General features: G+C 68.4%; 25 protein-coding genes and 1 pseudogene. 15 read left to right on the forward strand and 11 right to left on the reverse strand.

The features are described 5' to 3' along the window. Positions 1-53: 53 nt before the first annotated feature. Positions 54-1,358, forward strand: a complete 1,305-nt coding sequence (locus tag FDF13_RS04075; RefSeq protein WP_137318537.1) for a C4-dicarboxylate ABC transporter substrate-binding protein — start codon at positions 54-56, stop codon at positions 1,356-1,358. A 91-nt stretch (positions 1,359-1,449) separates the two neighbouring features. Here FDF13_RS04075 and FDF13_RS04080 read toward each other — a convergent pair whose 3' ends face one another. The 3 genes from FDF13_RS04080 to FDF13_RS04090 all read right to left on the reverse strand — a co-directional run bounded on the left by FDF13_RS04080 (position 1,450) and on the right by FDF13_RS04090 (position 4,759). After that, on the reverse strand, positions 1,450-2,157 hold the full coding sequence (locus FDF13_RS04080; protein ID WP_137318538.1) for a M23 family metallopeptidase: 708 nt from the start codon (positions 2,155-2,157) through the stop codon (positions 1,450-1,452). 425 nt (positions 2,158-2,582) lie between these two features. Beyond that, positions 2,583-3,884, reverse strand: a complete 1,302-nt coding sequence (dctP, locus tag FDF13_RS04085; RefSeq protein WP_137318539.1) for a TRAP transporter substrate-binding protein DctP — start codon at positions 3,882-3,884, stop codon at positions 2,583-2,585. A gap of 140 nt (positions 3,885-4,024) precedes the next feature. Beyond that, entirely contained in the window at positions 4,025-4,759 is a 735-nt protein-coding gene (locus tag FDF13_RS04090; RefSeq protein WP_254668901.1) for a TetR/AcrR family transcriptional regulator, read from the reverse strand. A 70-nt stretch (positions 4,760-4,829) separates the two neighbouring features. Between FDF13_RS04090 and FDF13_RS04095 the strand changes: the two genes are divergently transcribed. Further along, on the forward strand, positions 4,830-5,261 hold the full coding sequence (locus tag FDF13_RS04095; protein ID WP_137318541.1) for a DUF1772 domain-containing protein: 432 nt from the start codon (positions 4,830-4,832) through the stop codon (positions 5,259-5,261). Positions 5,262-5,327: 66 nt separating this feature from the next. On the opposite strand, the gene FDF13_RS04100 is transcribed toward FDF13_RS04095, so the two are convergent. Further along, positions 5,328-5,768: a low molecular weight phosphatase family protein gene (locus FDF13_RS04100; RefSeq protein WP_137318542.1), complete on the reverse strand. Its 441-nt coding sequence runs from the start codon at positions 5,766-5,768 to the stop codon at positions 5,328-5,330. A 59-nt stretch (positions 5,769-5,827) separates the two neighbouring features. Next, positions 5,828-6,976, reverse strand: coding sequence for an ACR3 family arsenite efflux transporter (arsB, locus tag FDF13_RS04105; protein WP_137318543.1), 1,149 nt, complete (start codon positions 6,974-6,976; stop codon positions 5,828-5,830). A gap of 80 nt (positions 6,977-7,056) precedes the next feature. Here arsB and FDF13_RS04110 point away from each other — a divergent pair, with 80 nt between their 5' ends. Then, entirely contained in the window at positions 7,057-7,464 is a 408-nt protein-coding gene (locus FDF13_RS04110) for a helix-turn-helix transcriptional regulator (protein ID WP_137318544.1), read from the forward strand. Between the two features lie 73 nt (positions 7,465-7,537). On the opposite strand, the gene FDF13_RS04115 is transcribed toward FDF13_RS04110, so the two are convergent. The 3 genes from FDF13_RS04115 to FDF13_RS04125 all read right to left on the reverse strand — a co-directional run bounded on the left by FDF13_RS04115 (position 7,538) and on the right by FDF13_RS04125 (position 11,054). Then, positions 7,538-9,181, reverse strand: coding sequence for a gamma-glutamyltransferase family protein (locus tag FDF13_RS04115; protein ID WP_137318545.1), 1,644 nt, complete (start codon positions 9,179-9,181; stop codon positions 7,538-7,540). Positions 9,182-9,214: 33 nt separating this feature from the next. Next, entirely contained in the window at positions 9,215-10,195 is a 981-nt protein-coding gene (locus FDF13_RS04120; protein ID WP_254668902.1) for an arsenic resistance protein, read from the reverse strand. A gap of 172 nt (positions 10,196-10,367) precedes the next feature. After that, on the reverse strand, positions 10,368-11,054 hold the full coding sequence (locus FDF13_RS04125; protein WP_101652931.1) for a hypothetical protein: 687 nt from the start codon (positions 11,052-11,054) through the stop codon (positions 10,368-10,370). A 423-nt stretch (positions 11,055-11,477) separates the two neighbouring features. Between FDF13_RS04125 and FDF13_RS15555 the strand changes: the two are divergent. Next, positions 11,478-11,552, forward strand: a pseudogene (locus FDF13_RS15555) (hypothetical protein); the annotation flags it as partial. A gap of 314 nt (positions 11,553-11,866) precedes the next feature. Next, the gene (locus FDF13_RS15145) at positions 11,867-12,694 is read left to right on the forward strand and encodes an FAD-dependent monooxygenase (protein WP_254668903.1); all 828 of its coding nucleotides are present in this window, start codon (positions 11,867-11,869) and stop codon (positions 12,692-12,694) included. Positions 12,695-12,736: 42 nt separating this feature from the next. Here the strand turns inward: FDF13_RS15145 and FDF13_RS04140 are convergent, their stop codons facing one another. Then, positions 12,737-14,122: an aspartate aminotransferase family protein gene (locus FDF13_RS04140; RefSeq protein ID WP_137318549.1), complete on the reverse strand. Its 1,386-nt coding sequence runs from the start codon at positions 14,120-14,122 to the stop codon at positions 12,737-12,739. 27 nt (positions 14,123-14,149) lie between these two features. Further along, positions 14,150-15,418, reverse strand: a complete 1,269-nt coding sequence (mmsA, locus tag FDF13_RS04145) for a CoA-acylating methylmalonate-semialdehyde dehydrogenase (protein ID WP_254668904.1) — start codon at positions 15,416-15,418, stop codon at positions 14,150-14,152. Positions 15,419-15,468: 50 nt separating this feature from the next. Between mmsA and trxA the strand changes: the two genes are divergently transcribed. From trxA to FDF13_RS04165, 5 genes are all read left to right on the forward strand, one after another. Continuing rightward, a complete protein-coding gene (gene trxA / locus FDF13_RS04150; RefSeq protein WP_137318550.1) occupies positions 15,469-15,831 on the forward strand; it encodes a thioredoxin in 363 nt (120 codons plus the stop codon). Between the two features lie 66 nt (positions 15,832-15,897). Next, positions 15,898-16,176 (forward strand): metal-sensitive transcriptional regulator, encoded by a 279-nt coding sequence (locus FDF13_RS04155; protein WP_137318551.1) that lies wholly within the window; start codon positions 15,898-15,900, stop codon positions 16,174-16,176. A gap of 104 nt (positions 16,177-16,280) precedes the next feature. Next, the gene (locus tag FDF13_RS14670) at positions 16,281-16,454 is read left to right on the forward strand and encodes a hypothetical protein (RefSeq protein WP_175406855.1); all 174 of its coding nucleotides are present in this window, start codon (positions 16,281-16,283) and stop codon (positions 16,452-16,454) included. 126 nt (positions 16,455-16,580) lie between these two features. Then, entirely contained in the window at positions 16,581-16,778 is a 198-nt protein-coding gene (locus tag FDF13_RS04160; protein ID WP_137318552.1) for a hypothetical protein, read from the forward strand. 67 nt (positions 16,779-16,845) lie between these two features. After that, positions 16,846-17,739: an ornithine cyclodeaminase family protein gene (locus FDF13_RS04165; RefSeq protein WP_137318553.1), complete on the forward strand. Its 894-nt coding sequence runs from the start codon at positions 16,846-16,848 to the stop codon at positions 17,737-17,739. Positions 17,740-17,798: 59 nt separating this feature from the next. Here FDF13_RS04165 and FDF13_RS04170 read toward each other — a convergent pair whose 3' ends face one another. Next, complete coding sequence (locus FDF13_RS04170) at positions 17,799-18,284, reverse strand: hypothetical protein (RefSeq protein WP_137318554.1); 486 nt, start codon at positions 18,282-18,284, stop codon at positions 17,799-17,801. Between the two features lie 378 nt (positions 18,285-18,662). Here FDF13_RS04170 and FDF13_RS04175 point away from each other — a divergent pair, with 378 nt between their 5' ends. The 5 genes from FDF13_RS04175 (at position 18,663) to FDF13_RS04195 (ending at position 26,785) form a co-directional block, all read left to right on the forward strand. Next, entirely contained in the window at positions 18,663-19,691 is a 1,029-nt protein-coding gene (locus FDF13_RS04175; protein ID WP_137318555.1) for a bile acid:sodium symporter family protein, read from the forward strand. 65 nt (positions 19,692-19,756) lie between these two features. Next, positions 19,757-20,320 (forward strand): DUF421 domain-containing protein, encoded by a 564-nt coding sequence (locus FDF13_RS04180; RefSeq protein WP_137318556.1) that lies wholly within the window; start codon positions 19,757-19,759, stop codon positions 20,318-20,320. Between the two features lie 116 nt (positions 20,321-20,436). Then, positions 20,437-21,678, forward strand: a complete 1,242-nt coding sequence (locus tag FDF13_RS04185) for a DUF6361 family protein (RefSeq protein ID WP_137318557.1) — start codon at positions 20,437-20,439, stop codon at positions 21,676-21,678. After that, positions 21,678-23,546, forward strand: coding sequence for a phospholipase D family protein (locus FDF13_RS04190; RefSeq protein ID WP_137318558.1), 1,869 nt, complete (start codon positions 21,678-21,680; stop codon positions 23,544-23,546). Before FDF13_RS04185 ends, FDF13_RS04190 begins: the two co-directional genes overlap by 1 nt. Then, positions 23,543-26,785, forward strand: a complete 3,243-nt coding sequence (locus tag FDF13_RS04195) for a helicase-related protein (protein ID WP_137318559.1) — start codon at positions 23,543-23,545, stop codon at positions 26,783-26,785. The genes FDF13_RS04190 and FDF13_RS04195 overlap by 4 nt, the downstream gene beginning before the upstream one ends. Positions 26,786-26,904 lie beyond the last annotated feature (119 nt).

The raw sequence follows: 26,904 nt of genomic DNA on the forward strand, positions 1-26,904 counted from the left end.
ATCCGGAGTCCCTGCGGGGATCGAGGACCGCCTCGTGAAAGGACGATGACGTCTTGAGGATCAGCACGGGAGCGAGCCGAGCGCTCGCATCACGCACCACCAAGCTCCTGGCCGGCAGTGTGCTGGCCACTGCGATGCTCGCCGTCACCGGATGTGCCGGCAGCGCCGGCGCCGGTGGAGGCGGGCAGACCGGCGGCGAGGGCTATGAGTACGGCGCCTCGCAGGATGAGATCAACGAGGCCATCGCCGACCTCGAGCCGGTGAAGCTCACCTATCAGGTGGGCTCCCCCTCGGAGAACTCCGTCGCCGGGCGCCGCTCGATGGACTACAAGAAGGCGGTGGAGGAGGCCTCGAACGGACAGATCGAGTTGGAGATCATCTGGGGCATGGCCGTCGCCGGTTATCCCGAGGCCGTCGATGCCGTGGTCGACGGTCGCGTCGACATCTCCTACCACCTCGTGTCCTACGAGCCCCAGCGCTTCCCCGAGGCGAGCGCGATCGGCACTGCGCTGGGCAGTGTGCCCTACTCCCCGCTCGTCGGGGAGATGGTGGCGAACGCGGTCGGCTCCGAGATCGGCTGGAACGACCAGGCGCTGCTCGATCGCTACGAGGCGGAGGGCGTCACCGTGCTCTCCCCGATCCTCGCCAACGGCGCCTACTCGCTCAACTGCAACTCGGAGATCAACACCGCCGAGGTGCTCAAGGGCAAGCAGGTGCGCGCCGGCAGTGCCCCGCAGAGCCAGGCGCTCGACCACTTCGGCGCGGTGCCGACGAGCCTCGAGTTCACCGAGGCGTTCGAGGCGCTGCAGCGCGGCACCGTCGACTGCGATCTCTCCCCGATGAGCGCGAAGGAGATCAGCGGCATCTACGAGGCGGCCCCCCACCTGGCCTACTCGACTCGTGCGAACTGGCCACGGTTCTCCGCGACCTACCTCGCCGGTCAGAAGTTCAACGACCTGCCGCTGGCCTACAAGCAGATCATCTTCGATGCCGGCGGCACGATGGTCAGCGGTTCGACGCAGAGCTACGTCGACTCCAACGCGGTCCACGTCGCCGACCTGGCGAGCGTCGACGGCACGATCAACGAGTTCGATGACGAGTTCCAGGACGAGCTCGGGAAGTTCCTCATCGAGCTGCAGGACGCCTCGGTCGAGGAAGGCCACCTGCCCGAGGACATCAAGGAGCAGGTGTCCGACCTCACCGACAAGTGGACCCAGCGGGTGGCCGACCTCGGCTACGAGGACGAGGGTTCGATGGAGGAGATGGACGACTGGTACAGCGCCGACGACGACTGGTCGGCCTTCGCCAAGGACGTCTACGAGAACACCGGTGCCCTCGATCACCGGCCGACGGAGTGACACCGGGGTGATCACCTCCCAGCGGTGAGCGGAACGACGAACGGCCCGAGGCGAATTCGCCTCGGGCCGTTCTCGTGCGGGCGTCAGCCGGTCACGACTTCACGGGGGAGTCGGCTCCCGCATCGACTCCCTTGCGGTCGAGCCAGTCGTGCGGGTCGATGAACCCGACTCCGGTCGACGACTTCCACATCGCACCGCTGGGCTCCGCGGAGTTGAGGAACACGCCGAAGTGCAGGTGGGGGCCTTCGCTGTTGCCGGTGTTGCCGGCTTCACCGAGCTTGGTGCCGGCCTCGACGGTGTCGCCGGGCTTCACGTCGACGCTGCTGAGGTGCCCGTAGTAGGTGTACATCTCGTCGCCGTTGATGTCGCCGTGGGCGACGACGAGGCCGTTGCCCGTGTGGTGCTTGAGCGCGGAGCTCGGCGAGGTGTCGCCGACGGTCTTGCCGTCCTCGACCCGGAGGACCTTCCCGTCCGTCACCGAGGTGATCGGGGTGCCGGTGGGGGTCCCGTAGTCGGTGCCGAGGTGTCCGGGGTAGCCCGGATTGTCGAAGTCGGCCGTCACCGTCGTCCCGGAGGGAACCGGTGAGCTGTACACGCGATCGGCGGCGGCTTCGACGCTCTCCTGCGCGGTGTCCGCTCCGGCGCTCGCCTCGGCGGCGTTGGCCACCAGGCCGGGTCCGCCGAAGGCGAGGCCCAGGCCGACGGCGAGTCCGACGGCCGGCGCCACGCGACGGTGGCCGCGGCGAGCCGGGCGGCGGGGGTGTTCAGTTGCGGCAGCCGTGTGGATGGTGCGTGTCACTGTGAATCATCCTTTGTGAGGAATCGGGGATCTGGACGTGCGCATCAGTCCGGCTGAACTGACACGACCCACCCGAACAGCGGAGTCTGAGTACCGCCTCAGCGCCCCGGCGCCGAGGTGCGTGCCGGCAAGGGCCGCCCGTGCGGCATGTGCATGGGGCGGGCCCGGGTGGGGGCCGCGCGGAGTCCGTTCGGGTCTCGGACGGGTTCTCCAAGGTGATGCCAAGGGTCCTGCCACGGGGCGGCTAGCGCGTGTTTCACCTGCAGTTCACCTCGACCGGGCCCGCCTGGCAGGCAGTTCAGCACCCCCTCAGGGGGCAATCAGATGCCTTGCCGGTCCGTGATGGGGGTTCCTAGCGTCGGGGCCGGCACAGCACTCCGACCTTCAAGGAGATGTTTCCTATCCGGACCTGCGCTGCTTCTCGATCAGCTGGGGCGGTGGTCCTTCATCGTCTTCTCCATGAAGGCCTCACCGAGCGGCCGGTAGTCGGTGTCCATGTCGTACCACTCGTCCATGTCGGCGAGCGGTCCACCGTCGGAGTACCCGAGCTCCTCGACCTCGGTCGTCCATTCCTCGCGCACGGTCGCCATCCGGTCGAGGATGTCGTCGCCGATGATGCCGGATTCCTCGACCTCCTGACGCTTTCCGTACGCGAAGGCTTTCACCTCGGCCTGGAGCTCCTCCGAAGCTTCATCGATCTGCACGCCCTGCTCGCGGGCAGAGGCGACGGCTTCACTCTTCGAACTAGAGACCATTGCACCGTGGAAGTAGTCGGCGAAGTTGTCTAAGAGGATCTGCTGGTATGCGAGTGGCAGCTCCTCGACTCCCGAACCGGTGAGGATGGCACCGGACACGCGCGGGAAGCTCGTCGTGGTCGTGTAGCCGAGGTTCGGGGCGACCTCGAAGAATCCGCCCTGGACCACGTCGGAGAGCACCGCGAGCGAGCAGTCGATCGTGCCGCGCTGCAGGGCTTCGTACGCCTCCACTCCGGCGATCGACACCGGCGATCCGCCGACGTGGCTCACCATGTCGGAGGCCGCCGGAGAGCCGACGCGCACCTGGAGACCCTGCCAGTCGTCGAGTTCTGGGCTGGGCTCGGTGCAGACGGAGTAGTACTCACCGGACGCCATGACGGGGAGGAACGGTGTCACGTCGTTCTCCTCGTACTCGGCGAGGATCTCCGGGGTGTTCCACGACAGTTCGGCTGCCGCGAGGTTGGTGACGAGCTCGCCGACTACCGGGGTGGATTCGTCACCAGCCAGGATTTGGTTGAGTGCATTGAACGCGGGAAACCGTGCCGGGTCGTACGTGGGCAGAGTGAACGCCATGTCGACGCGGCCATCGGCCAATGCGTTATGGATTTCGTCGTAGGTGGCGATCGACTGATTCCAGGCGAGCTCCACCGTGATTTGCCCGTCGGACATCTCTTCGACGGCTTCCTTGAAGGACGTGCCGATCGGAGATTGTGGGGAGTTCTGTGAGGTCGCCGGGATTTGGTAGGTGATCGTCACCGGTTCGAGGTCCTCGATCGCGGCGGAGACGACCTCAGGGGAGGTGCCGAACGCGTAGCCTTCGCCGCGCTCACCGCCGCCGGTACCTCCGCCGGCGCTGCCGGCACAGGCGGACAGGGTGAGACAGAGGGCCGCTGCGAAGGCGATGACGTGGCTGCGGCGGTGCCGAATTGTGGACGGGGAAAAGGGCGAATCTGTGGAGAGGGGGCGCTTCATGATCTCACCTGTGAATCGGGACTCGCGCAGTCGGATGGGTCGCTCATCGTCGAACCGACCTCAAAAACACCCTAACAAATGCTCAGGCAGTTTTGAAGAGTCGGGGGATGTGGGGTGCGCCAGCGCAGGGATCGCCGCCTTCAGGTGATGCCTCGCAGGGCTGCTGCCAGGGTGGCGTCGAAACATGCGGTGCGGTCGTCGGCCGGAAGGCAGGCCAGCGCTCCGACGCTGCACAGCACCGCGATTCCGTGGATCGGCGCCCACAGCGCGACGACCTCTGGGTCGACCTGAGGCGTTCCCGCCGCCGATGCAGGCGCAGGAGCACAGTCCGATTCCGGGGGCTGTGTGCCCGCGTGGTGGTCGGCTGAGCCCTCCGACTGCTGGACGGCAGGTTCGAGTGCGTCTGTTCGATCCGCTGCGAGGAGTTCCTGCCGGCGTGCGTCGAGGAGCTCCTGGAGGACCGCAAGGGGGTCCGCGGTGTCCTTGCCCAGTGTGGCGCTGCCCAGCGGCACGGCATCGATGAGGCAGGCGAAAGAGCTCGACTGGGTGACGGCGAACTCGAAGTACGCGCGGCCTGCGGCAGCGAGCCGCGCGGTTGCCGGAGTCCGCGGCGGGAGCGACGCGAGGCCGTTGCGCATGTGGTCGGCGAGTCGTTCGAGCACCTCGTGGCGCACGGCTGCCAGCAGATCCTGGTGGTTCGCGAAGTGACGGTAGGCGGCCGAGGCGGAGACTCCGGCCCGGCGTGCGGCCTCGCGCAGGACGACGGCGGGGGGACCACCGGTCGCAGCGAGGTCGACGCCGATCCTGATCAGTGCGGTGCGGAGATCGCCATGACGGTAAGTGGTGCGTGCATGGGCGCGGTTGACGGTGTTCACATTGCAAGTGTACGCTAGCCGTTGTGAACACTGTTCACAACATGTGTGCGTAAGGAGAAGGAGCCGACTCATGGACGTGCTGACGTTCGCAGTGGTACTGGTCTCGGGTTTCGTCGGCTGCGCGGAGTTCGGGTCCGTCGCCTTCGTCCATCCAATCATCCGGAAACTTCCCGAGGACGCGCAGTTCATCATGGAGAAGGGGCTGCTCGAAACGTTTGGCAGGACCATGCCCGTCGGCATGACCGCCGCGCCGATCCTCGCCGGAGTCGCCGCCGCGCGTGATTCTTCCAGCTGGTTCATTGCGGCTGCGTTCGTCCTCACGGTGGCCCTGGTGGTCACCATCGTCGGCAACGTCCCGATCAATGAACGCACTCGCAGATTGACCGAGGCGCCCGAATCATTCATCCGGATGCGGCGCCGGTGGGACGTCTTCCAAGGGATTCGGGGCTCGTTGCAGCTGCTCGGATTCGTCCTCGTCGTTCTCGCCGTTGCCGCAGGGTGATCGCGGGCGGGCCGGCGGGGCGTTGCTGACCCGACCCCGGACGCCGGGAGAAGTCGGTGCTCGTGTTCACCGCTCGGTCAACGCCCCGACCAGCTCCTCCACTCGGGCGTCGATGTCATCGCGGACCAGGCGCATGCGCTCGATCCCCTCGATGCCGCGTTCGGAGGGCTCGTCGGTGTGCCAGGTCTCGATCTCCGCGCGCATGCCTTCGACGGGTTCGACGTGCGCCTCGGCGCCGAGCACGATGACCCGATCGGCGCGGCGCAGCAGCTCCGGGTCGATCGGCTTCGGTGAGCCCTCGCTCATATCCGCTCCGACCTCGGCGACGGCCTCCGCGGAGAGCCCGTTGATCGCCCAGCCCGGCCGGGTGCCGGCGGAGTGCACCTCGATCGCCTCTCCGGCGCGGCGGCGGAGGAGGGCGGCGGCCATCTGCGACTTCCCGCCGTTCTTCACGCAGACGAAGAGCACGCTCGGGCGGGAGGCCTCGGCGGGAGGGGTGGCGGTCATGGGGTCTCCTGGGTTCACGGTTCGACGGTTTCCTGGGTTCATGGGCGGACTCCGTGGCCTCAACGGTGACGCGCGGCGCCCGGCGGGGCGACTGCGGAGCCGGCCCGCACCTCGGGACCGGTGCCGGGCACCGTCGGGTCCCCGGGGAACAGGCGCTTCCCGGCCCACAGCGACACGTAGACGAGGGCGACGAGCACGGGCACCTCGATGAGCGGGCCGACGACGCCGGCGAGCGCCTGGCCCGAGGTCACGCCGAAGGTGCCGATCGCCACCGCGATCGCGAGCTCGAAGTTGTTGCCCGAGGCGGTGAAGGCCGTCGTCGTCGACCGCGCGTAGTCGAGCCCGACCGCCTTCGCCGACAGCAGCCCGACGGCGAACATCACCACGAAGTAGGCGAGCAGCGGCAGCGCGATGCGCGCGACGTCCCACGGCTGGGAGGTGATCGCCTCGCCCTGGAGTGCGAACAGCAGCACGATGGTGAACAGCAGGCCGTAGAGCGCCCACGGCCCGAGCTTGGGCAGGAAGCGCTCCTCGTACCACTCGCGCCCCTTGGCCCTCTCCCCGAGCACGCGGGTGAGGAACCCGGCGAGCAGCGGGATGCCGAGGAACACGAGGACGGAGACGACGATCGCCCAGAAGGAGAAGTCCGCCGAGGTCGTCGGCAGCCCCAGCCACGACGGCAGCGCCTGGAGGTAGAACCAGCCGAGCGCGCCGAACGCGACGACCTGGAACACCGAGTTGATCGCGACGAGCACGGCCGCGGCCTCCCGGTCGCCGCAGGCCAGATCGTTCCAGATGAGGACCATCGCGATGCACCGGGCGAGGCCGACGATGATGAGCCCCGTGCGGTACTCCGGCAGGTCGGCGAGGAAGATCCACGCGAGGACGAACATCAGCGCCGGGCCCACGACCCAGTTGAGCGCGAGGGACAGGAGCAGCAGGCGCTTGTCCCCGGTGACCCGGTGGGTCTCGTCATAGCGGACCTTCGCGAGCACCGGGTACATCATGACGAGCAGGCCGATGGCGATCGGGACGGACACCTGGCCGATCGCGACCGCATCGAGCGCCGCGCCGAGCCCGGGGACGAACCGGCCGAGCAGGAGGCCGGCGACCATCGCGAGCAGGATCCAGGCCGGCAGCCAGCGGTCGAGGAAGGACATCTCCCTCATCACCGGTACCGCCTCCGGCCGGGCATGGGTCGTGGTCATCGGCGTGCACTCCTCATATCGATATCCGTCGATGAAAGGGTACGCCCACTGATCGACGGGCGTCAATGTATAATGGGACGATGACTGCAGCGACCGTTCCCGAGGTGATCCCCGGCTCGCCGCGCCCGTCCTCGCCCCGGCAGACCATTCCGTCGAATGCCGGTGCCGCAGCCGAGGCGCCCTGCTGTTCGCTCACCGCCGCGCCGCTCGATGTCGAGCATGCCGAGCACATGGCGCTCAAGCTCAAGGCCCTCTCCGACCCGACGCGGCTGCGGCTGCTCTCCCACGTCGCCGCCCAGGGGTGCGAGGCGGTGTGCGCCTGCGATCTCACCGATGAGCTCGGCATCAGCCAGCCCACCGTGAGCCACCACCTCAAGAAGCTCGTCGACGCCGGCCTCCTCACCCGCGAGCAGCGCGGCCGCTGGGCCCACTACACCGTGATCCACGAGGCCTTCGACGACCTCAGCGGTTTCCTCGCCCTGCGCTGACCCTGCTCCCGGGCACCCGCCGGCGCATCTCCACATCAGGCGCGCGTCGCCTCGGGCGCGGGAGCGCCGGGGCTCACACGCCCGAGGCGTACCCGTCGCGCTGCGGGTCGGCGCCGCCGGCCAGCGTCCCCTCGAACCGGGTGAGTGCATGCACGCCGGCGAAGGCGTAGGACAGCGCTGAGCGCCGCACCTCGTAGCCCATGTCCTCCACCGCGGTCTGCACGCGCCGCGGGATCCGGTTGGAGATGTCGATCGCGTTCGAGGTGGCGACCACGCGCGGTGCCATGACCGCCTCCTGCGCGTTCATCCCGAAGTCGAGGATGTTCGAGATCCCCTGGGCCACCGCCGGGGTGATCCACGAAGCGCCCGGTGCGCCGATCGCCACCACCGGCTCATCGCCGGACATGACGACGACCGGGGCCATCGTCGTGTTGCGGCGCTTGCCCGGCTGGATCGAGTTCACGTGGCCCGGCCGCGGATCGAAGGTGCTCATGCCGCCGTTGAGCACGAAACCGGTGCCCGCCGGGATGTAGCCCGACGGGTTGCCGAGCGTGTGGGTGAGGGAGATCGTCAGCCCCGACTCGTCGGCCGCGCAGAGGTGCGTGGTGTGCCGGGATTCGTGGGTGGAGACCTGGGGCCGGGCGGCGTCGACGTCGGCCTTCTCCCCGGAGCGCACGGCCCGGGCCGCCGCGTCGAGGGAGTCGGCGGTGAGGAGGGCCGCGAAGTCCTCCGGTGAGGCATCGGCCTCGTTCCACAGCCGCTCCTTGTCCCGCAGCGAGGTCTTCATCGCCTCGGCGAGGATCCGGATGTGCTCGGGGCTGTTGTGCTCGAGTGCGGAGAGGTCGAACCGGTCCATGATGCCCAGCGTCTGGAGCAGCTGGACCCCGCCGGCTGGTGCCGGGGCGGCGGAGACGGTGAGGCCCCGGTAGCTCGCGGAGAGCGGTGCGGGCTCGTGGAGCTCGTAGTCGGCGAGGTCCGCGGCGGTGAGGAATCCGCCGTCGGCGGCCACCGAATCGGCGACCGAGACGGCGAGCTCACCGGTGTACAGCGCCTCCGCGCCGTGATCGCGGAGGTGGATGAGGGTGTCGGCGAGCTCCGGGTTGATGATCGTGTCGCCGACGCTCGGGAAGCTGCCGCCCTCGCCCAGATAGATGCGGCGGCCATCAGGCGTGATCGCGAGCTTCTCGCCCATGTTCATCCGCCCGTAGCGGCGCTCGTTCTGGGTGAGCACGGTGTACGTGTGGGGGCGGACGAGCCATCCCTCGCGGGCCAGCCGGATCGCCGCGGCGAAGAGATCGGCCCACGGCAGCGAGCCGAACCGTGCGTGGAGGCGGCCGAAGGCGCGCAGGGTGCCCGGCGTCATCACCGATTGGGCGCCGGTCTCGTTGACGAAGCCCGCCACCCGGTAGCCGAAGCCGTCCGTGGTGGGACCCAGCAGGTCGGCCTCCCACATGTCCGGGCGCACCCCGGCCGGACTCGTGCCGAGGCCGTCGATGATGTGGCGGGTGCCGTCCGGGGTGACGATCTGCATGTCGGCCATCCCGCCGATCCCGCACATGAGCGGGTCGACGACGCCCTGGACCATGGCCGCGGCGATCGCGGCGTCCACGGCGTTGCCGCCCGCGGCGAGCACCTCGACCCCGGCGTCGGTAGCCTCGGGCTGCGGGGTGGTGATCATCGAGCGGAAGCGGCGGGCGCGAGGTGTGGGGGTCAGCATGGGATCCACGCTAGCGGAGGAGAGCCGACCTGCTCAGTGGGGTCCGGTCGCCCTGATCCCACCCGGGCGGTGCGGCACGAGCACCGGCACCAGTCGGACCAGGAGCACCATGCCGAGGAGCTCGACGAGCGTCTGCGCGACGACCGCGAGCGGAGCGAGGGCGAGTTCCGCGGGCATGGCGAGGGCGAGCGGCAGGACGACGAGCGAGTTCCGGGTGGCGGTCGAGAAGACCACGGCGCGCGCACCGGGCACGTCGAGGCGGGCGCTGCGCGCGGCGACCAGCCCAACCCCCACTGCGAGGACGAGGAAGACCGCATAGAGGGGAACGACACGGAGCACCGCGGTGATCTGCCCGCCGACCGCCGCGATCTGCGAGCCGATGACGACGACGAGGGTCACCATCATCAGCGGCACCATGAGCGCCCCCGAGGCGTCGGTCGCCACCCGAGCCGCCCGGTGCCGCCGCGCCAGGGCCTGCACGGCGGCTGCCGCCCCGAGGGGCAGGACGATGAGGACGAGGAATGCCCGGCCGAACGGAGCGAGGTCGATCGCGGACGCCGCGGTGCCGCCGGTGAATGCGAGGAGATAGGCCGGCAGGAGGAGCATCTGCACGAGCATGAGCAGCGGGGCCGCGGCGAGGAGCCGGTCGCGCGCGCCTCCCGCGAGACCGGTGAACACGATGACGTAGTCGATGCACGGGGTGAGGAGGACGAGGAGGACGCCCGCCTCGAGTCCGGGGTCGCCGGTGACGACGCGGGAGAGCGCGAAGGCGATGATCGGGACGACGAGGAAGTTCGCCACGAGGACCGTGAGGAGGAAGCGGACATCGCGCAGCGCCCGGCCGACGGTGATGAGCGGGATGCCCACGAAGGTGGCGAAGAGGAGCAGGAAGAGCGCAGGCTCGATCGCGTGGGCGAGTGCGGGCGCCTGCGCCGGCAGACCGAGGCCGATCCCGGCCCCGACGGCGATCGCCACGAGATAGAGGGTGACCTGGTGGCAATCCCACCACTCCACGATTCTCTCCACGGGACCATCGTCCCAGACGACGCGCGGTGCACCGCAGACGCCGGGCGAGCACCGGCGGGCCCCGCGGGCGGGAGCACCCAGCACGACACCGCCGCAGTCGGCGATGACTGCGGCGGTGCCGGTCGTGTGCTCCGAGAGGTGCTGGGAACGGCCGCGGTGCTCAGCCGACGACGGTCTGGTGCTGCTCGGCCGGGGACAGGCTGCCCTGGAAGGTCTCGAGCTGGCCGGCGGTGGCCCGTGCATCGACTCCGGTGTTCGGGTCGAGGATGCGGAATGTGCCGTCGGCGGAGTCGTAGTCGGTGATGACCACGGCGTGGACGATGTGCGGGTTGACGCCCTGGGCGGCCCGGTAGTCGTAGACGTAGGGGAGCGCGTCCATGTAGCCGGTGATGATCGCGGACTTGCCGTCGCGCACCTCGTCGAGGGCGCCGGTGAAGTCGGTGTCGGCATTCGCCGGAACGCCCTGCGCGTCGAGGATGCTGACCATGTGGGCTTCCACGGTCGGTCCCGAGGCGAGTCCGGTCTGTCCGCGGGCGGTCTCGATCGCAGCGCGCGGCCCCTGATCGTAGCCCTGCGGCTGGTAGCCCTCGGCGAGCATCGCGATGACCGCGGAGGTGGGGCCGCAGTCGGCGTCCTGAGTGGGCTGGCCCTGGAACTGGTCGATCGCCACGTAGGACGGGCTCTGCGTGCCGGAGGCCTCTGCGGCGGCGACGGGTGCGGTGCCGAGACCGATCGCGTCGGCCCCGAACCCGAATCCGGTGACCGCGACAGCGCCGGCGGCACCGAGGACGCCGATCCGCTGGAGGAGGGGACGGGTGGAGGAGTGTGCAGTCTGTACCGTGCGCATGAGTCTCGAACCTTTCGTATGGATTCCGTTTCGCAGCGGGCCGCGAGCTGTGATCGCGACCACGCCTACAACGCTGTCACCGGCGGATTCGGCCGTCAAGCGGGCCTGCGATGCCGCCGGTGAACGCCAGGTGGACGGCATTTCGGAAATCGGTGCGTTGACGCTTCAACGATCGGGGCCGAGGCGCTCGCGCCTGCGCGTCGCCGCCCACAGCCTTCAATCAGTGTGCGACTCGATTTGAATACCTCTGTACTCGCTGGGAATGCACGCGACCGGGGCGCGGGAGGGGGAGGCCGGGGTCCATGACCCGGGGACCCACCGCGACCGGCTCGTCCCCTACCGCCGAGGTGCGAGTCGGGTCAGACTGGCAGGAGCATCACCGGTCGCAGTCGACGGCCGGCACCGAGGGGGCAGGAGGCGCACATGCGGATCGGGATCGTGGGAGCAGGGATCGGCGGGCTGTGCGCGGCGATCGGGCTGCAGCGCGCGGGAGCGCAGGTGACGGTGTTCGAGCAGGCTCCGGTGCTCCGCGCCGGCGGGTCGGGTCTGTCCGTGTTCGCCAATGGACTCCGCGCCCTCGACGTCATCGGTGCCGGGGACGCTTTCCGGCAGGCCACCTCGGCCGAGGTGCGGGAGCTGCGCGGAGGGCAGCGCCGGCCCGACGGCGCCTGGCTCGCGCGCATCCCCATCGAGGCCGTCGCGGAGCTCCGGGTCATCGACCGGGCGGTGCTCCACGATCTCCTCCTCGACCACCTCGCCCCCGGCACGGTGCGCTCGGGATGCCGCATTGTCCGGGGGATCCCGACGGGTCCGTGGTTGTGGACCCGGGCAGGGAGCCCGAGGCAGACGGCGCCCCGGCCCCCGGACAGGACGCCGAGGCCGGGCCGTCCGGGACATCGGACGAATCCTTCGACCTCGTCGTCGCCGCCGACGGGCTGCGGAGCACGGTCCGGCGCTCCTGGCCGGGCGACCCCGGCATCCGGTACGCCGGCTACTCCGCGTGGCGGGGCATCACCGACCGGCCGGTGGACCTGCACGGCGAGGCCGGGGAGACCTGGGGCATCAGGCAGCGCTTCGGCCTGGCACCCCTGTCCGACGGGCGCGTGTACTGGTTCGCGGTGGCGACGATGGCACAGGACGTGCGGATCGAGGACGAGATGGCGGCAGTCCGCGCGACGTTCGGGCACTGGCACGCACCCATCCCCGCGCTGCTCGAGGCGACGCCCGCGGACCGCGTCCACCGGTTGCCGATCAACGAGCTCGCCGGTCCGCTCCCGTCCTACGTCCGCGGCCGGACGGTGCTGCTCGGCGACGCCGCGCACGCCATGACACCGAACCTGGGACAGGGCGGGGGCCAGGCGATGGAGGACGCCGCCGTCCTCACCGTGGCGCTCGGCGGGCTCGCGCGGGATGACGCCCCAGATCCGGTGCAAGTGGGCTCCGCGCTCGCCCGCTACGACGCCCTGCGCCGACCGCGCTCCCAGCGCATCGCCCGGATGTCGCGCCTGGTGGGACAGATGGGGCACGTGCGGGGTGCTGCGGTGAGCCGGGTCCGAGACCAGGTGCTCCGCCTCACCCCGGAGCGCGCGCTCGTCCGGCAGATCCGACAGGTGCAGGGTTGGGAGCCGCCGGCGGGGTGAGGGCGGGCCGAGGGCCGCTCGGCGCCCCTCGGCCCACGCCCCTCAGGCCACGTGCGCGTCTGCCACTGCGAGCGCCTCGTCGAGCACCTCGAGACCGCGGATCACGTCCTCGTCCGGGGTGTTGAGCGGCGGCACGACGTGGATGCGGTTGAAGTTCGCGAACGCCAGCACACCGCCGGCCAGCAGTGCCTTCATGAGCTCCGCCATCGCCTTCGAGCTGCCGCCGTAGGGCGCCAGCGGCTCCCGGGTCGTCCGATCCTTGACGAGCTCGACCGCCCAGAAGCACCCGAGACCGCGCACATCACCCACGGACGGGTGGCGCTCGGCGATCTCCCGCAGGCGCGGGCCGATGACATCGGTTCCGAGCCGTGCGGCGTTCTCGACCATCCCCTCCTCGCGCATCGCGGTGATCGTCGCGACCGCCGCCGCGCAGGCGAGCGGGTGACCCGAGTAGGTCAGGCCGCCCGGATAGGTGCGATCGACGAAGGTCTCGTAGATCGGCCGGGAGATCGCCACCCCGCCCAGCGGCACGTACCCGGAGTTGACCCCCTTGGCGAAGGTGATGAGGTCCGGGGCGACGTCCCAGTGGTCGACGGCGAACCAGGCGCCGGTCCGCCCGAACCCGGCCATGACCTCATCGGCGATGTAGACGATCCCGTGCTTCCGGGTGAGCTCCCGGACGCCTGCGAGGTACCCCGGCGGCGGCGCATAGATCCCGGCCGTGCCGGGCACGGTCTCGAGGACCAGGGCGGCGATCCGGTCCGGTCCCTCGAGGAGGATCATGTCCTCGAGGTGGCGCAGCGCCCGCTCGGTCTCCTGCTCCTCGGTCTCCGATCCGAAGTAGCTCCGATACGGGTAGGCGGGCATGAAATGGACGACGCCTTCGGCCGAGTAGTCGTTGGGGAACCGGCGCGGATCACCGGTGACGTTGACCGCGAGCTGCGTCCCGCCGTGATAGCTGCGGTACGCCGAGAGCACCTTGTGACGGCCCGTGTGCAGCCGCGCCATGCGGATCGCGTGCTCGTTCGCATCCGCCCCGCCGTTGGTGAAGAACACGTGGTCGAGCCCGTCCGGTGTGAGCTCGGTGATGAGGCGCGCAGCCTCGGAGCGGGCATCGTTGACGTGCTGCGGGGCGATGGTGCAGAGCTTCCCCGCCTGCTCCTGGATCGCGGCCACGACGGCCGGGTGCTGATGGCCGATGTTCGTATTCACGAGCTGGGAGGAGAAGTCGAGGAGCTCGCGCCCCTCGCCGTCCCACACCCGGGAGCCCTCGGCCCGGAGCACCGTCATCGGGGAGAACGGTCCCTGGGCCTGCCAGGAGTGGAAGACGTGCGCCCGGTCGAGTTCATGGGCGCGCCGGCCGGCATCGATCTCGGCCTCGGTGATCGCGGCCTCGGATCGAGTGGTGGATTCGACGGTGGTGGTCATGGTGTGTCCTTCAGGTTCGGGTGCCGCTCAGGCGTTGGTCGGGAATCCGAGGTTGATGCCGCCGTGGCTGGGATCGAGCCAGCGCTTGGTGACGACCTTGCCGCGGGTGAAGAAGTGGACGCCCTCGGTGCCGTGGGCGTGGGTGTCGCCGAACAGCGAGTTCTTCCAGCCGCCGAACGAGTAGTACGCCATCGGCACCGGGATCGGGACGTTGACGCCGATCATCCCGACCTGGACCTCGTTCTCGAACCGCCGGGCGGCACCGCCGTCGTTCGTGAAGATCGCCGTGCCGTTCCCGTAGGGGTTCGCATTGATGAGTTCGAGCCCCTCGTCGTATCCGGCGACCCGCACGACGGAGAGCACCGGCCCGAAGATCTCGTCGGTGTAGATCGACATCTCCGGAGTGACTGCGTCGAACAGGGTCGGTGCGACGAAGAAGCCTTCGCCGTCGGCGTCGACCTCCGGCGAGCGGCCGTCGACGACGAGGGTCGCGCCGGCTTCCACCCCGGCGTCGATGTACCCGGTGACCTTGTCCCGGTGGGCGGCGGTGATGAGCGGACCGATGTCGGTATCACGGGTCCCGTCGCCGGTGCGCAGCGTGCGGGTGCGCTCCGCGATCTTCTCCACGAGCGCGTCAGCGATCGAGTCGACCGCGACGACCGCGGAGATCGCCATGCACCGTTCACCGGCCGCCCCGTAGCCGGCGTTGACCGCCGCGTCGGCTGCGAGGTCGAGGTCGGCATCGGGGAGGACGAGCATGTGGTTCTTCGCCCCGCCGAGCGCCTGCACCCGCTTTCCGGCTGCGGTCGCGGTCTCGTAGACGTACCGGGCGATCGGCGTGGAGCCGACGAACGACACCGAGGCGACCCGCTCGTCGGTGAGGAGCGTGTCGACGGCCTCCTTGTCGCCGTGGACGACGGTGAAGACGCCGTCCGGCAGGCCCGCCTCCTGCCACAGGGCGGCGATCCAGTTGGCGGCCGAGGGATCCTTCTCCGAGGGCTTGAGCACGACGGTGTTGCCGGCCGCGATCGCGATGGGGAAGAACCACATCGGCACCATCGCCGGGAAGTTGAACGGCGAGATGATCGCGGACACCCCGACCGGCTGGCGCAGCGAATGGACGTCGACCCCGGAGGACGCGTTCTCGGTGTGGCCGCCCTTGAGGAGGTGCGGCATGCCGCACGCGAACTCGACGACCTCCTGGCCGCGGCTGATCTCACCGAGCGCATCGGCGAGCACCTCTGCCTGCTGCTCGGCGACCGGTGCCCGCTGCCGGTGCGGGAACGCCGGCCGCACCGATCCGCATCTCCCACTCGAGAACCATCGATCCCGAAAGGACCGCAGACATGACCACCATCGATCTCACCGGCGACACCTTCGCCCGGACGATCGCCGACCAGGACATCGTGCTCGTCGACTTCTGGGCGAGCTGGTGCGGGCCGTGCCGGATGTTCGCCCCGGTGTTCGAGGCGGCCTCCGCCGAGCATTCCGACATCGTCTTCGCCAAGGTCGACACCGAGGCCGAGCAGGCGCTCGCCTCCGCCGCCCGGATCACCTCGATCCCCACCCTCATGGCGTTCCGCGAAGGCGTGCTCGTCTTCTCCCAGCCCGGTGCGCTGCCGGCTGCGGCGCTCGAAGAGCTCATTCAGAAGGTCAAGGATCTCGACATGGAGGAGATCCACCGGGCCGTCGCCGCACAGCAGGCCTGACACCCGTCTCCAGCGCAGGGGCCCCGACCGGGGCACCCTGCCGGGCAACCAGAAAGCGAGACCGACATGCGAACAGCCGATCCCGACACCCAGCGCAAGATCCTCAACCGCCTCAAGCGGGCGCGCGGGCAGCTCGACGCCGTGATCCGCGCCGTCGAGACCCAGGGCTCCTGCCGCGAGGTCGTCACCCAGCTCGCCGCGGTGTCCACGGCCGTCGACCGGGCCGGCTTCATGGTCGTGTCCTCGGCCATGCAGCACTGCCTCATCGACCCGGAGGGTGCCGCCGAGGACGAGGACGGCCTCACCACCGACGAGCTCGAGAAGCTGTTCCTCTCACTGTCCTGACACCCACCGGCGCGGCCGTCCATCCGGATCGGCCGCCATCGACCGCGCCCGACGGGCAGCGGACCCCCGATCACCTGTGCACCACCGACGAAAGGACCACGATCATGTGCCGAGCAGTGACCTGCAAGAAGTGCGGAAAGACCACCTGGGCCGGCTGCGGCCAGCACGTCGACCAGGTGATGAAGGGCGTCCCGCGCGCCGATCGGTGCAGCGGGCACCCGAAGGGCGAGAAGGGAGCCGGGAAGCCGGGATTCCTCGCCCGGCTCCTCGGCCGCTGAGACGGACGGCACCCACCGAGCGGCCGCCCGACGGGACCGCTGCACCCGCCGCCCCCCGCAGTCCGGTCGCCCGGTAGGGTCGAGGGTTAAGCCGACCGCCTTCGGCACCCCAGGATTGGAGCCACCGTGGACAAACCCAGAGGACAGGACAGCTTCTCCCGGTCCTACCGATTCTTCGCCCGGATCGAGTACATCCTGCTCCACGTCTTCGGCCCCTCGACGGGCAACGGACGCAACGATCCGCGGGTGCGCAACCGCCGCGAGTACGAGCGCCGCCGCGAGCTCCACGAGCAGTGGCTCGCCTCGCAGGGCTCCAGCACCTGAGAACACGGTGGAGGGCCGCAGTCCTCCTATCGAGGATCAGGCCGCGCCGCCGCGATACCCTCGCTCCATGCCGCCCCGCTTCGTCACCGACGCGCACATCCGCGCCCATCTCACGCCCCGGCTCGCCATCGAGACCATGCTCGCCGCGCTCGCCGACCACGGCCGAGGCGCCCTCACGGCACCCGCCCGCGTCACCGCAGGACCGCTGGTCTTCACCGCCGGCGCCACGCCCACCCATCACGGCTACCGGTCCTATGCCGCCGCCGGCGGGCCGGCCGCAGAGCAGGTCGTCGTAGCCCACAGCGCGGAATCCGGCGCGGTCGAGGCGATCGCGGTGGGGAACCTCCTGGGCCCGCGCCGCACGGGCGCACTCGGAGGTGCGGCCGCCTCGCTGCTCGCTGGGCCGGGGCCGCACACCGTGGCGGTCATCGGCTCCGGCGTGCAGGCCCGCAACCAGCTGTGGGCATTCGGCGGCGTCCTCGACATCGCCGAGGTGCGCATCCACTCGCCCCGCGTGGCCCGCCGCGAGCGTCTGGCCGAGCACGCCCGCACGGTGCTCGGCCTGCCCGCCCGGGCGTACGCCGCGGCGGCGGAGGCGGTGGGCGCGGCGACCATCGTCGTCCTCGCCACGGACTCCGCGAGCCCGGTGATCGACGCCGCCGGGCTCGCCCCCGATGTCCTCGTCCACACGCTCGGGGTCGCGGCCGGCGGTCGCAGCGAGATCCCGCCCGAACTGCTCGCCGGAGCGTTCGTCACCGCCGATTCCCCGGCCCAGCACCTCAGCGAGGCCGACCCGCTGTTGCCACCCGGCGGGGCCGAGGCGATCGTGCCGCTCGGGCGGGTGGCCGCCGGACTCGTGCAGGCCCCGCTCACCGGTCGGCGGGTCTACCTGTCCCGCGGGCTCGCCGGGACCGAGGTGGCGCTGCTCGCCGCGATCGGTGCTGCGGCGGCTGCCGGCTGATCGATGGCGCAGCGACCGGCTCAATCCACCGGCTCAGCCCTCCGGCTCAACCCACCGGCTCAGTCCCCCGGTCCGTCGGCGGTGTACCCGCTGATGGTCTCGGTCCCGTCCGGCGCACGGTGGATCACCGGGCGCAGCCCGCGGCATCTGTTGAGCGGCTCCGGCGGGCCGTCGGTCGAGAAGCGGACGGAGCGCACCTGTCCGGGTGCGACGAAGATCGCCGAGGTGCCGATATTCACCTGCACCGGCGCACCGGGGCTCAGCTCATCGGCCAGGGACGCGTGGTGGACGCCCCACCACCGCTCATCGCCCTCGAGCAGCCGGCCGCTCAGTCGGCCGTCCTCGGCCGCCTCGGTGATGACGGCGTCCTGCCAGCGCTCGGGGTGCTGGCCGAGGAGCCGGGCCTGGATGAAGTGGATCTCGTGCCCCGGGGAGGTGCGGCGGCACTCCTCGGCGCCGGGCACGCGCGCCAGGGTGGTCCGGGGGTCGAGGCCGTGGTCCCGGGGGTCGAAGTCCGGGGTGCGGTGCTCAGTGGATTCGGTCATCATTCCTCACTCGGATCGGTCCGTGCTCTCCGTGAGGGCGATCGGCACGCAGCGCGCTCGACCGCCCGTTAGGGAGCGGTGCAATGGGCGACGCGGCTGCGGACTCGCGAGGCACCACCAGTCTGCCGCGTCGGCCGGAACACGTACCCGGAGCACGTCATCCGGGGTCACCCGGTGACACCTGCTGTCATGGAGGGTCACCGGGTGCCACGGCGGAGTGTGGGCGCGTGCCGATCCGAGCGGGCGGATCCGCCGGCACCAGGCCCCTGGGCCGCCGCAGGCCGACACATTGTGAGACGGATGTCTCAATCATTGACATCCGCGTAGAATCGCGGAAATCAGCCGACATTCCAGACGCACGACCCGAAGGAGCGACCGATGCCGGACGCCGCACTGCGAGACGACACCGCCCGACCCGGCGACCCGCGAGCTGCCGCGAAGGAGGCGCGCAGCGGCTACATCGCCGTCACCGTGTTCCCGCTCCTCATCATCGCCGGCGGCGTCGTCGGCTACTTCGCCGCCGACACCGTCTCCCAGGCGGCACCGGCGGTGAACACCCTGCTCGGCATCGTGATGTTCACCATGGGCCTCACGCTGCGGCCGGTCGACTTCGCGATGGTCGCCAAGCGCCCGCTGCCGGTGCTGCTCGGCGTCATCGCGCAGTTCGTCATCATGCCGCTCGTCGCGCTCCTCGTCGTCCTCCTCCTCCAGCTCCCGCCGGAGATCGCCGCCGGCGTCATCCTCGTCGGCTGCGCGCCCGGCGGCACCGCCTCGAACGTCGTGGCCTACCTGGCGCGCGGCGACGTCGCCCTGTCGGTGACGATGACCTCGGTGTCCACGCTCCTCGCGCCGCTGCTCACCCCGCTCCTCACCCTGTGGCTGGCCGGACAGTACATGCCCGTGGCCGCCGGCTCGATGGCGCTCACCATCGTCCAGATCGTCCTCGTCCCCGTGGTGCTCGGCGTCGTCGTCCGGCTGCTCCTGCCGAAGATCGTCGCCCGCCTGCTGCCGGTCCTGCCGTGGCTCTCCGTGCTCGCGATCGCCGTCATCGTCGCGATCGTCGTGTCCGGCAGCGCCGACCGGATCATCGAGGCCGGACTCCTCGTCCTCGCCGCCGTCATCCTCCACAACGTGTTCGGGATGGCGCTCGGGTACGGTGCGGCCGCCCTGTTCCGCCTCCCGCTGCCCTCGCGCCGCACCGTCGCGATCGAGGTCGGGATGCAGAACTCGGGCCTCGCCGCCGGCCTCGCCGCGCAGTACATGAACCCGCTCGCCGCCCTGCCCGGAGCGGTGTTCTCCGTGTGGCACAACGTGTCCGGCGCGCTCTTCGCGCTCATCTGCCAGAACATCGACCGCCGCCGGGCCCGCGCCGCCGGGTCCACGGCCCCCACGGCCGAGGCGCAGTGATCACCGGCGGGACCGGCCGCCGGTGATCACCGCACCCGTCCGGCGGCAGTGCTGCCGGTAGGCTCATGAGCATCATGCCGGACACCGAGACCCTCATCGCCGCGCTCGGCATCGAGCCGTGGCGGATCCCGATCGTCGTGTTCTCCGCGATCGCGATCTACGTCGCGTTCCTGCTCTTCGTCAAGCTGTTCGGGGCGCGCGTGCTCGCGGTGACCTCGAGCTTCGACGTCGTCGTGACGATCATGTTCGGGGCGGTCGCTGGCCGCGTCATCCTCGGGCACCCGCCGACGCTCGCCGCCGGCGTCATCGGCCTGTTCACCCTCATGGCCGCCGAGGCGGTGTTCGGCACCGTGCGCGAATGGCGGGGCCTGCGCCGGGCGCTCGAGACCCGCGCGGTCGTCGTCCTCGCCCACGGTCGCCTCATCGATCTTCACCTGCGCCGGGTCCACGTCACCGAGGCCGACATCATGGCCGCGCTGCGGCACCGCGGCATCGCGAGCCCGGACCTGGTGCAGTGCGTCATCCTCGAGCCCACCGGCTCGCTCTCGGTCATCCCCGCCGACACCCCGATCGACCCCCGCGTCCTCGACGGCGTCCGCGGCGCCGAGCACGTGACGGACCCGGGGTAAAGGACGGACGCACCGTGGCTTTGCGCCCACTGTGTTTCCGAGTTCGGAAAAGTTCGGCTCCGCCACGGTCCCACTGCTGTTTGAAAGTCGAAGGAGTCGCCACGAGAATGTGATGCATGTCCTCGATGTTCGGGTGGATCGCGACCGATCCTGAGCAGCGCCGGAGCATGATGGAGGCGGTCGACCAGTTCCGTGACAAATCCACCATCGATGACCTCGGTCTCGGTGCGATTCGTGACGCCTTCTCGGACACCCTTTTCCCGGGCACGTCGACGCTGCATACGCGGCTTCGATATTCGCTCTTCATTCCCTGGCTCCTGGAGCTCGCAAGAGAGCAGGACACGATCGAGCATATGCAGGCAGCCTTCAGAAGGAGTGAGAACCAGCTCATGCTTGCGCTCGAGCGGGGCGGGGAGTCAACAGGTGTGGTCGGGCGAATAGCACGCGAAAGTCTCAAACGCCCTGCTTCCACGGTGTATTGGGGCATGCTCGTACGATGGGGCATCTTCGAGCGGGGATTCTCGTACTCCGAGTACTTCACGCGCTGCCGACAGCAGAGGGAGATTCTTGCCACGACCCCGCGTGCCGATGATCCGGAGGTCACCATTCAACTTCCACCCACCGGACTCGACGTCCGCCTGCCGCCGGTTCCTGCGGACCTTCTCCGGACGACTGATTTCCGGCTTCGACCCGAGGACGAGCACTACCTCTCAGAATCGATCGCCCGGACCACAGCGGGCAGCCTGCTGTCCCACCTCGTCTACCACCGCCCGGAGTCGTGGACCTCCCCAGAGACTGCACCGGAGTCCTTCGCCGACCCGGCAGTCCGGGCGGGGCTCCCCGCTGAGCTCGACGCTCTCGTCTCCCGCGCACAGAACTATGCCGTCGCCGTTCACGGAGCGAACCTGCTCTACAATCTCGTGCTCGCCGAGAAGACGGGCCGGGAGGATGAAAAAGGCGATTCCTATGCCGATCATTACCGCGGCCGAATTGCCGAGTGGTTCGACGAGGTCGCTGCGCTCGGCACGCCGACAGCGGACGATCAGAAGCGGATTTGGACGATGGTGACAGCGCTCGGTCGGAACATCACCCCGCGAACCATCGGATTCCTCGAGTCCTGGTTCGAGCACGTGAACTCGGCTCGATCACATGATGAGCTCATCGACTCACCCCGGGCGCGGATCCTGATTGAAGACCGAGAACTGGAGAAGAAGGGCACACGGGCTCGCCTTTCACCCGGGAATGCACGGGCCCTTGACGGTTGGAGCGGAGCTTCAGGCATCGGACGGCACGAATACCGGTGGAGCTACGCCAAGGTGCATCTGCAGGACCTCTATGACGCAAGGGTGCGAGTCTGATGCTGGATCCGGACGCTCACGTCCTTCTCACCGATGCTCTGCGCCCCCCGCCGGGATTCGATGTCGACCACGCTGTAGCAACGACATATACGTTGAACCTGACGGCGATGCTCGTGGCTCCGATGACCTTCGCCCTCGCCGAAGTGGACGATGCGGCCGCAGCTGAAGGTGCGGATTCTTTCGACGCCGTGCGCGTCCTTGACGCGGTTGAGCGACATATCAGTCATACCACCGTGTTCGTGCAGAGCGGCGGTATCCATGTGCCGAGGAACTTCAGTCGCATCTACACTTTTCTCGAAGACAGCGTCCATGAGGTGGAGCCTCCGCGTGAGAAGGCGCTCTTCCATCCCAAGGTCTGGGCGGTGAGGTTCGTCGATGAAGAAGGGACTCATCTTCATAGGCTTGTCATCGCCAGCCGAAATCTCACCCTCGATTCGTCTTGGGATACAGTTCTCGTCCTCGAAGAGGACCCGGAAGGAACAATCGCTGCCGCGCCCGCGGCGGACTTCGTCGCAGCTCTGCCCGCCTTGTGTTTGAGTTCGTTGCCCGAGAAGCGCGCATCCGCTGTCAACGATCTTGCAGCCACGATGAGGTACGTGCGCTTCGCCGCGCCGCCACCGTACAGCGGCGGAGCATTGCTGCCCCTCGGGGTCGATGGTTGCGACACCTGGTCGTTTCCATCGGACAGCCTTCGTGTGTTCGCAATCAGTCCCTTTCTCACCGAAAGTCAGCTTGAGGAGGTGCGAGGCGGAGCATCGGAGGCCACTTTGCTGTCCCGAGCGGAATCCATGAATCTGCTCGGTCAGGAGCGTCTGAGTGCCTGGAACACCATGGTTCTTCATCAAGCCGTGGAACAGCCGGAATCCGAACCGGAGGCGCATGACGAGCCTGGCGACCCTTCCGGGGGGAGCATCGGCGTCGTCACGCGTCTTGACGGGATTCACGCCAAGACCGTGATCATCGATCGACCGGGTGGGCGGTCGCTCACCGTCACGGGTAGTGCCAATCTCACCACGGCGGCATGGGGAGGCAACGTCGAATTCGATGCGGCGCTCCATGGCCCGACACAGGATTGTGGAGTAGCCGCAGTTCTAGACGTCGACGGAGCAGTGATCGGGATGCGCTCGTTGATGCAGCCCTTCACCCCGCAGACGGCCGAAGGGGAGAATGACTCCGCTATCGAAGTGTCCTACTGCATTGAAGAGTTCCATCGTGAGCTCGCGCGGTTGCGACCGGCACTGCATGTGACTCTGCAGGACGACCAGGAACGGGCGCGGGCGGTTCTCAATGTTGATCTGCCTCGCTCCGACTTCGTCGATCACACGCGGATCTGGCTGGCATCGACACCGTCGGAGACGAGGCCGCTGCGGTCTGGTCGGCCATGGGAGATTGCGGTGCTCAACGTGACTCCTCTGCTCGCGGTGGAGACTACGGCCGGAGAAGGTGTCGCTCGCGTCACACGCCGGTGCGTGCTCAAGTGCCGATTGACTGGTGACGACGTTGATCGGCGCCGCGCCGCCTTAGCCGCGATCCTCTCAAGCCGGAAGAGTGTACTGCGCTACCTCGCGCTTCTATTGGGCATCGACGGAATCGCCGGGGGTCGTTCTGATGCCGCGCCGAGCACACTCGATGAAATGCATTCGGAGTCGATTCACCTGGGGGAGGACAGCGCTGCGCGATTGCCGCCCACAGTGCTGTTCGAACCGCTAGTACGAGCCGCCGGCAGCGACCCTGCACGTCTCGCTTCTGTCGCCCGGCAGATCGACGACCTTCGGAGAATGCCCCGGGCAGCGGAGATCATTCCGGCAGAATTCACCGAGATGTGGGATGTAGTCATGCAGGTGATCGGTCGGGGGCACCGGCCATGACTGAGACCCGCCCCGATCTCGAGGGAATCCGCTCCGGGCTCAAGCCGTTCCAGCGTGCAACGGTGGACCACGTCGTCGACCGACTGTGGTCCGCTGACGACCCCGTCGATCGGTTCCTCGTAGCGGACGAAGTCGGACTGGGTAAGACCATGATCGCCAAAGGTGTCGCTGCGCATGCGATCGACCGGCTTTGGGACGAACGGGAGCGTTCGGGTGATCCCATCACCATCGTCTACATCTGCTCTAACAGGCAGATCGCTCGGCAGAATCTGCGTCGACTCAAGGAGCTGACCCAGGGCGAGACCACGACGAACGCAGACAGGCTCACGATGCTGCCTCTGAGTCTTGCCGGTGCCCATCGAGATCGCCTTCAAGTGAATTCTTTCACTCCGGGAACTTCATTGAACTTCGGCCATGCGCCAGGGCGCGCATCCGAGCGCGCGCTCCTTCACTGGATGCTCAGCCATGTGCTCGGCCCCGATGAGATGCGCCGGCGGTCGTGGACGACCTACCTGGCGGGTCGGATGGCTGTCGAGAACTTCGCATGGACTCTTGCTCAACCGGACTTCAAACCCGAGCTGTCCCCCGGGTTGATCCGATCTTTCGACCACTATCTCATGACACAAGAGGGGCCAGAGGGGGGCGTGCTGCTCGACGAGCTTATCGAGCATCAACGTCGGTGGGCGCGGACGCCGAGGCGTTCGACGGAGTTCCAGTGGTCGAGGTATCCCTATATCGCGCACCTCCGAATGGCGATGGCGCATTCCGCGGTCGAGCTTCTCAACCCGGACCTCGTGATCCTCGACGAGTTTCAGCGGTTCAAGGACCTCTTCGCCGAGGATGGCGGTCGCACGACCGACCACGCTCGACGCCTGTCGCGCCGGGTGATCTCGACACGGGGAACGAAATCTCTCGTCCTCTCGGCAACCCCGTACAAGATGTACACGCTCCCCGATGATCCGGAGGGAGAAGACCATTACACCGACTTCACCGCCACGATCAGCTTCCTCTCAGGCTGGGAGAGGGCGACCGAGGTCGCACACGCACTGCGCGAGTTGCGGGAGGGAATCCTGCTCGGGACGTCGGAGGGGCACCTCCGTGCACAGAGGGCTCGCGATCGGGCGGAGTGCGGCCTGCGCCGGGTGATGTCCCGCACCGAAAGGTTGTCGGCGACGACTGCGGGTGACGGAATGCTTGTCGAGTCGAGCCTGGGAAACATGCGGCTGGACCAGTCGGATCTGCGAGGCTGGCAGGCAGTGGATGCGGTCTCCCGTGCAGTGGCAGGCCAGGATTCCTTCGAGTACTGGAGGGCGGCACCGTACACCCATAATCTGATGGAGAAGTCGTACAAGGTCCAGCAGAAGTTCCTCGCTGGGGCCGAGGCGAATCATCCTGATGTGGCATCGGTGCTATCGAAGCATCGCGGGGCACTTCTCGATTGGGAGCGGATCCGGTCGTTCAAGCCTGTCGACCCGAGCAATCCCAAGTTGCGGGTTCTCACCGAGAACTTGGTTGACCACCAGGCATGGCGGATGGCTTGGCTCTGCCCGGCTCTCCCGTATGTCGAACCCGCCGGGGTCTTCGCGAACGACCGTGCGCAGAGCTTCACCAAACGGCTCGTATTCTCTGCATGGAATGTAGTTCCGAAGACGGTCGCAGCACTCTTGAGCTATGACGCAGAGCGCCGAATGGTCGTCGACACCCGGTCACGGGACGGAAGCAAGCGCACATACGACAGCCCCCCGACTGCCCAGGCGCTGAGCTTTGGCTGGGATACGGATCGCAATATGCCCCGCAGTCTTCCCAACCTGACCGTTCTGTACCCTTCGCCCGTGCTCGCTCGGATCGGCGATCCGCTGGAGATCGCACGGACGTCGGGCAAGGAGCTGCCGCTCGGTCGAGAGTGGCTCCGGGGCCTCGTCGAAGATCGGGTCCGGAGGCTGCTCGACAAGTACGGGATGCAGCCGCAAGCCGGTGCGGACGGGCACCGCCGACGATGGTATGGAATTGCCCCGATGCTGCTCGACGATGCGGTCTCTCGTGAAGAGGGGTGGACCAACGCACTCCCCTCCACGATCTGGGGCGAGCGGGACAGCAACTCCCACCTTGCCGACCATGTCAGTTGGAGGCCGACCGATGTCGTCGAGGAACTCGGCCCTCCGCCCGAAGATCTCGTTAGGGTCCTCGGCCTCATGGCAGTGGCCGCGCCGGGCATCTGTGCACTGCGGGCGTTGACGCGCGGTGGATCAGCTGACCGCACGACCGATCTACGGGTGCGGGAAGCGGCAGTCGTCGCCGCACGAGGTGTGCGCTCCCTCTTCAATCGACAGGAGATCGTTCCACTCGTTCGCGCAGTAAGCGGTTCCGGTACCGACGACGTCGACTCTTACTGGAATCAGGTCCTCCGGTACTGCATGGATGGCAATCTTCAGGCGGTCCTCGATGAGTACTGCCACATGCTCACTGAGTCTGAATCACTGCGGACCGCTTCGGCACCCGAGCGAGCCGAGGAGTTGGCTGTTCGGATTGCCGGGACCGCCTCGATCCGGACCGTCAAGAACACCGTCCTCGACATCAGGCCCGGCAGAGGAGGTGTGACCCTGGAGCCCCGTTCAGTGAACTCCCATATCGCTGCTCGGTTCGGACGCGTGCAGTCAGACGACGCAGCGGCAGAACGCGAAGCGACGGTGCTCCAGGCGTTCAATTCGCCATTCTGGCCATTCGTCCTGGTCAGCACTTCGATCGGGCAAGAGGGACTCGATTTCCACACGTACAGTCATGCGGTGGTCCATTGGAATCTTCCCTCCAATCCTGTTGACCTAGAACAGCGAGAGGGCCGGGTTCACCGATACAAGGGTCATGCGGTGCGGAAGAACGTCGCGGCGGCGTACGGATCCGCCGCGGCAGCGAGGGGCACCTCGGATCCGTGGGAGGCGATCTTTCTGGCCGCGGAGGCAGACCGCCCAGACGATGACCCGATGATGTCACCCTACTGGGTGTTCGAGGGTGATACGAAGATCGAGCGCTATGTTCCAGCGATGCCGTTGAGCATGGAGAGCAGGAGATATGACGATCTCCGCCGGACGCTCGGCGCGTACCGCTTCGTCATGGGTCAGCCGCGGCAGGAAGACCTCATCCGCTACCTCGGGCCGAAAGCGTCCGAGCTGCGGATCGACCTGTCACCGCCGGCCCACAGTCCTCGGGCACCCTCGAATGGGGCCAAGGGGTCGAGCACGTGACTGGTCCGATGCTAGATGACTGAAAGCGCAAATGCGTAACGATGGCGACTACCGGAAAACTTATTAATGTAATGTATGTGTTTAGCCAATCTACCAATTCGCGCAAGATGTGAAAGGGC

Origin of the sequence: Brevibacterium sp. CS2, assembly GCF_005280295.1 — a bacterium.
Classification (GTDB): domain Bacteria; phylum Actinomycetota; class Actinomycetes; order Actinomycetales; family Brevibacteriaceae; genus Brevibacterium; species Brevibacterium pityocampae.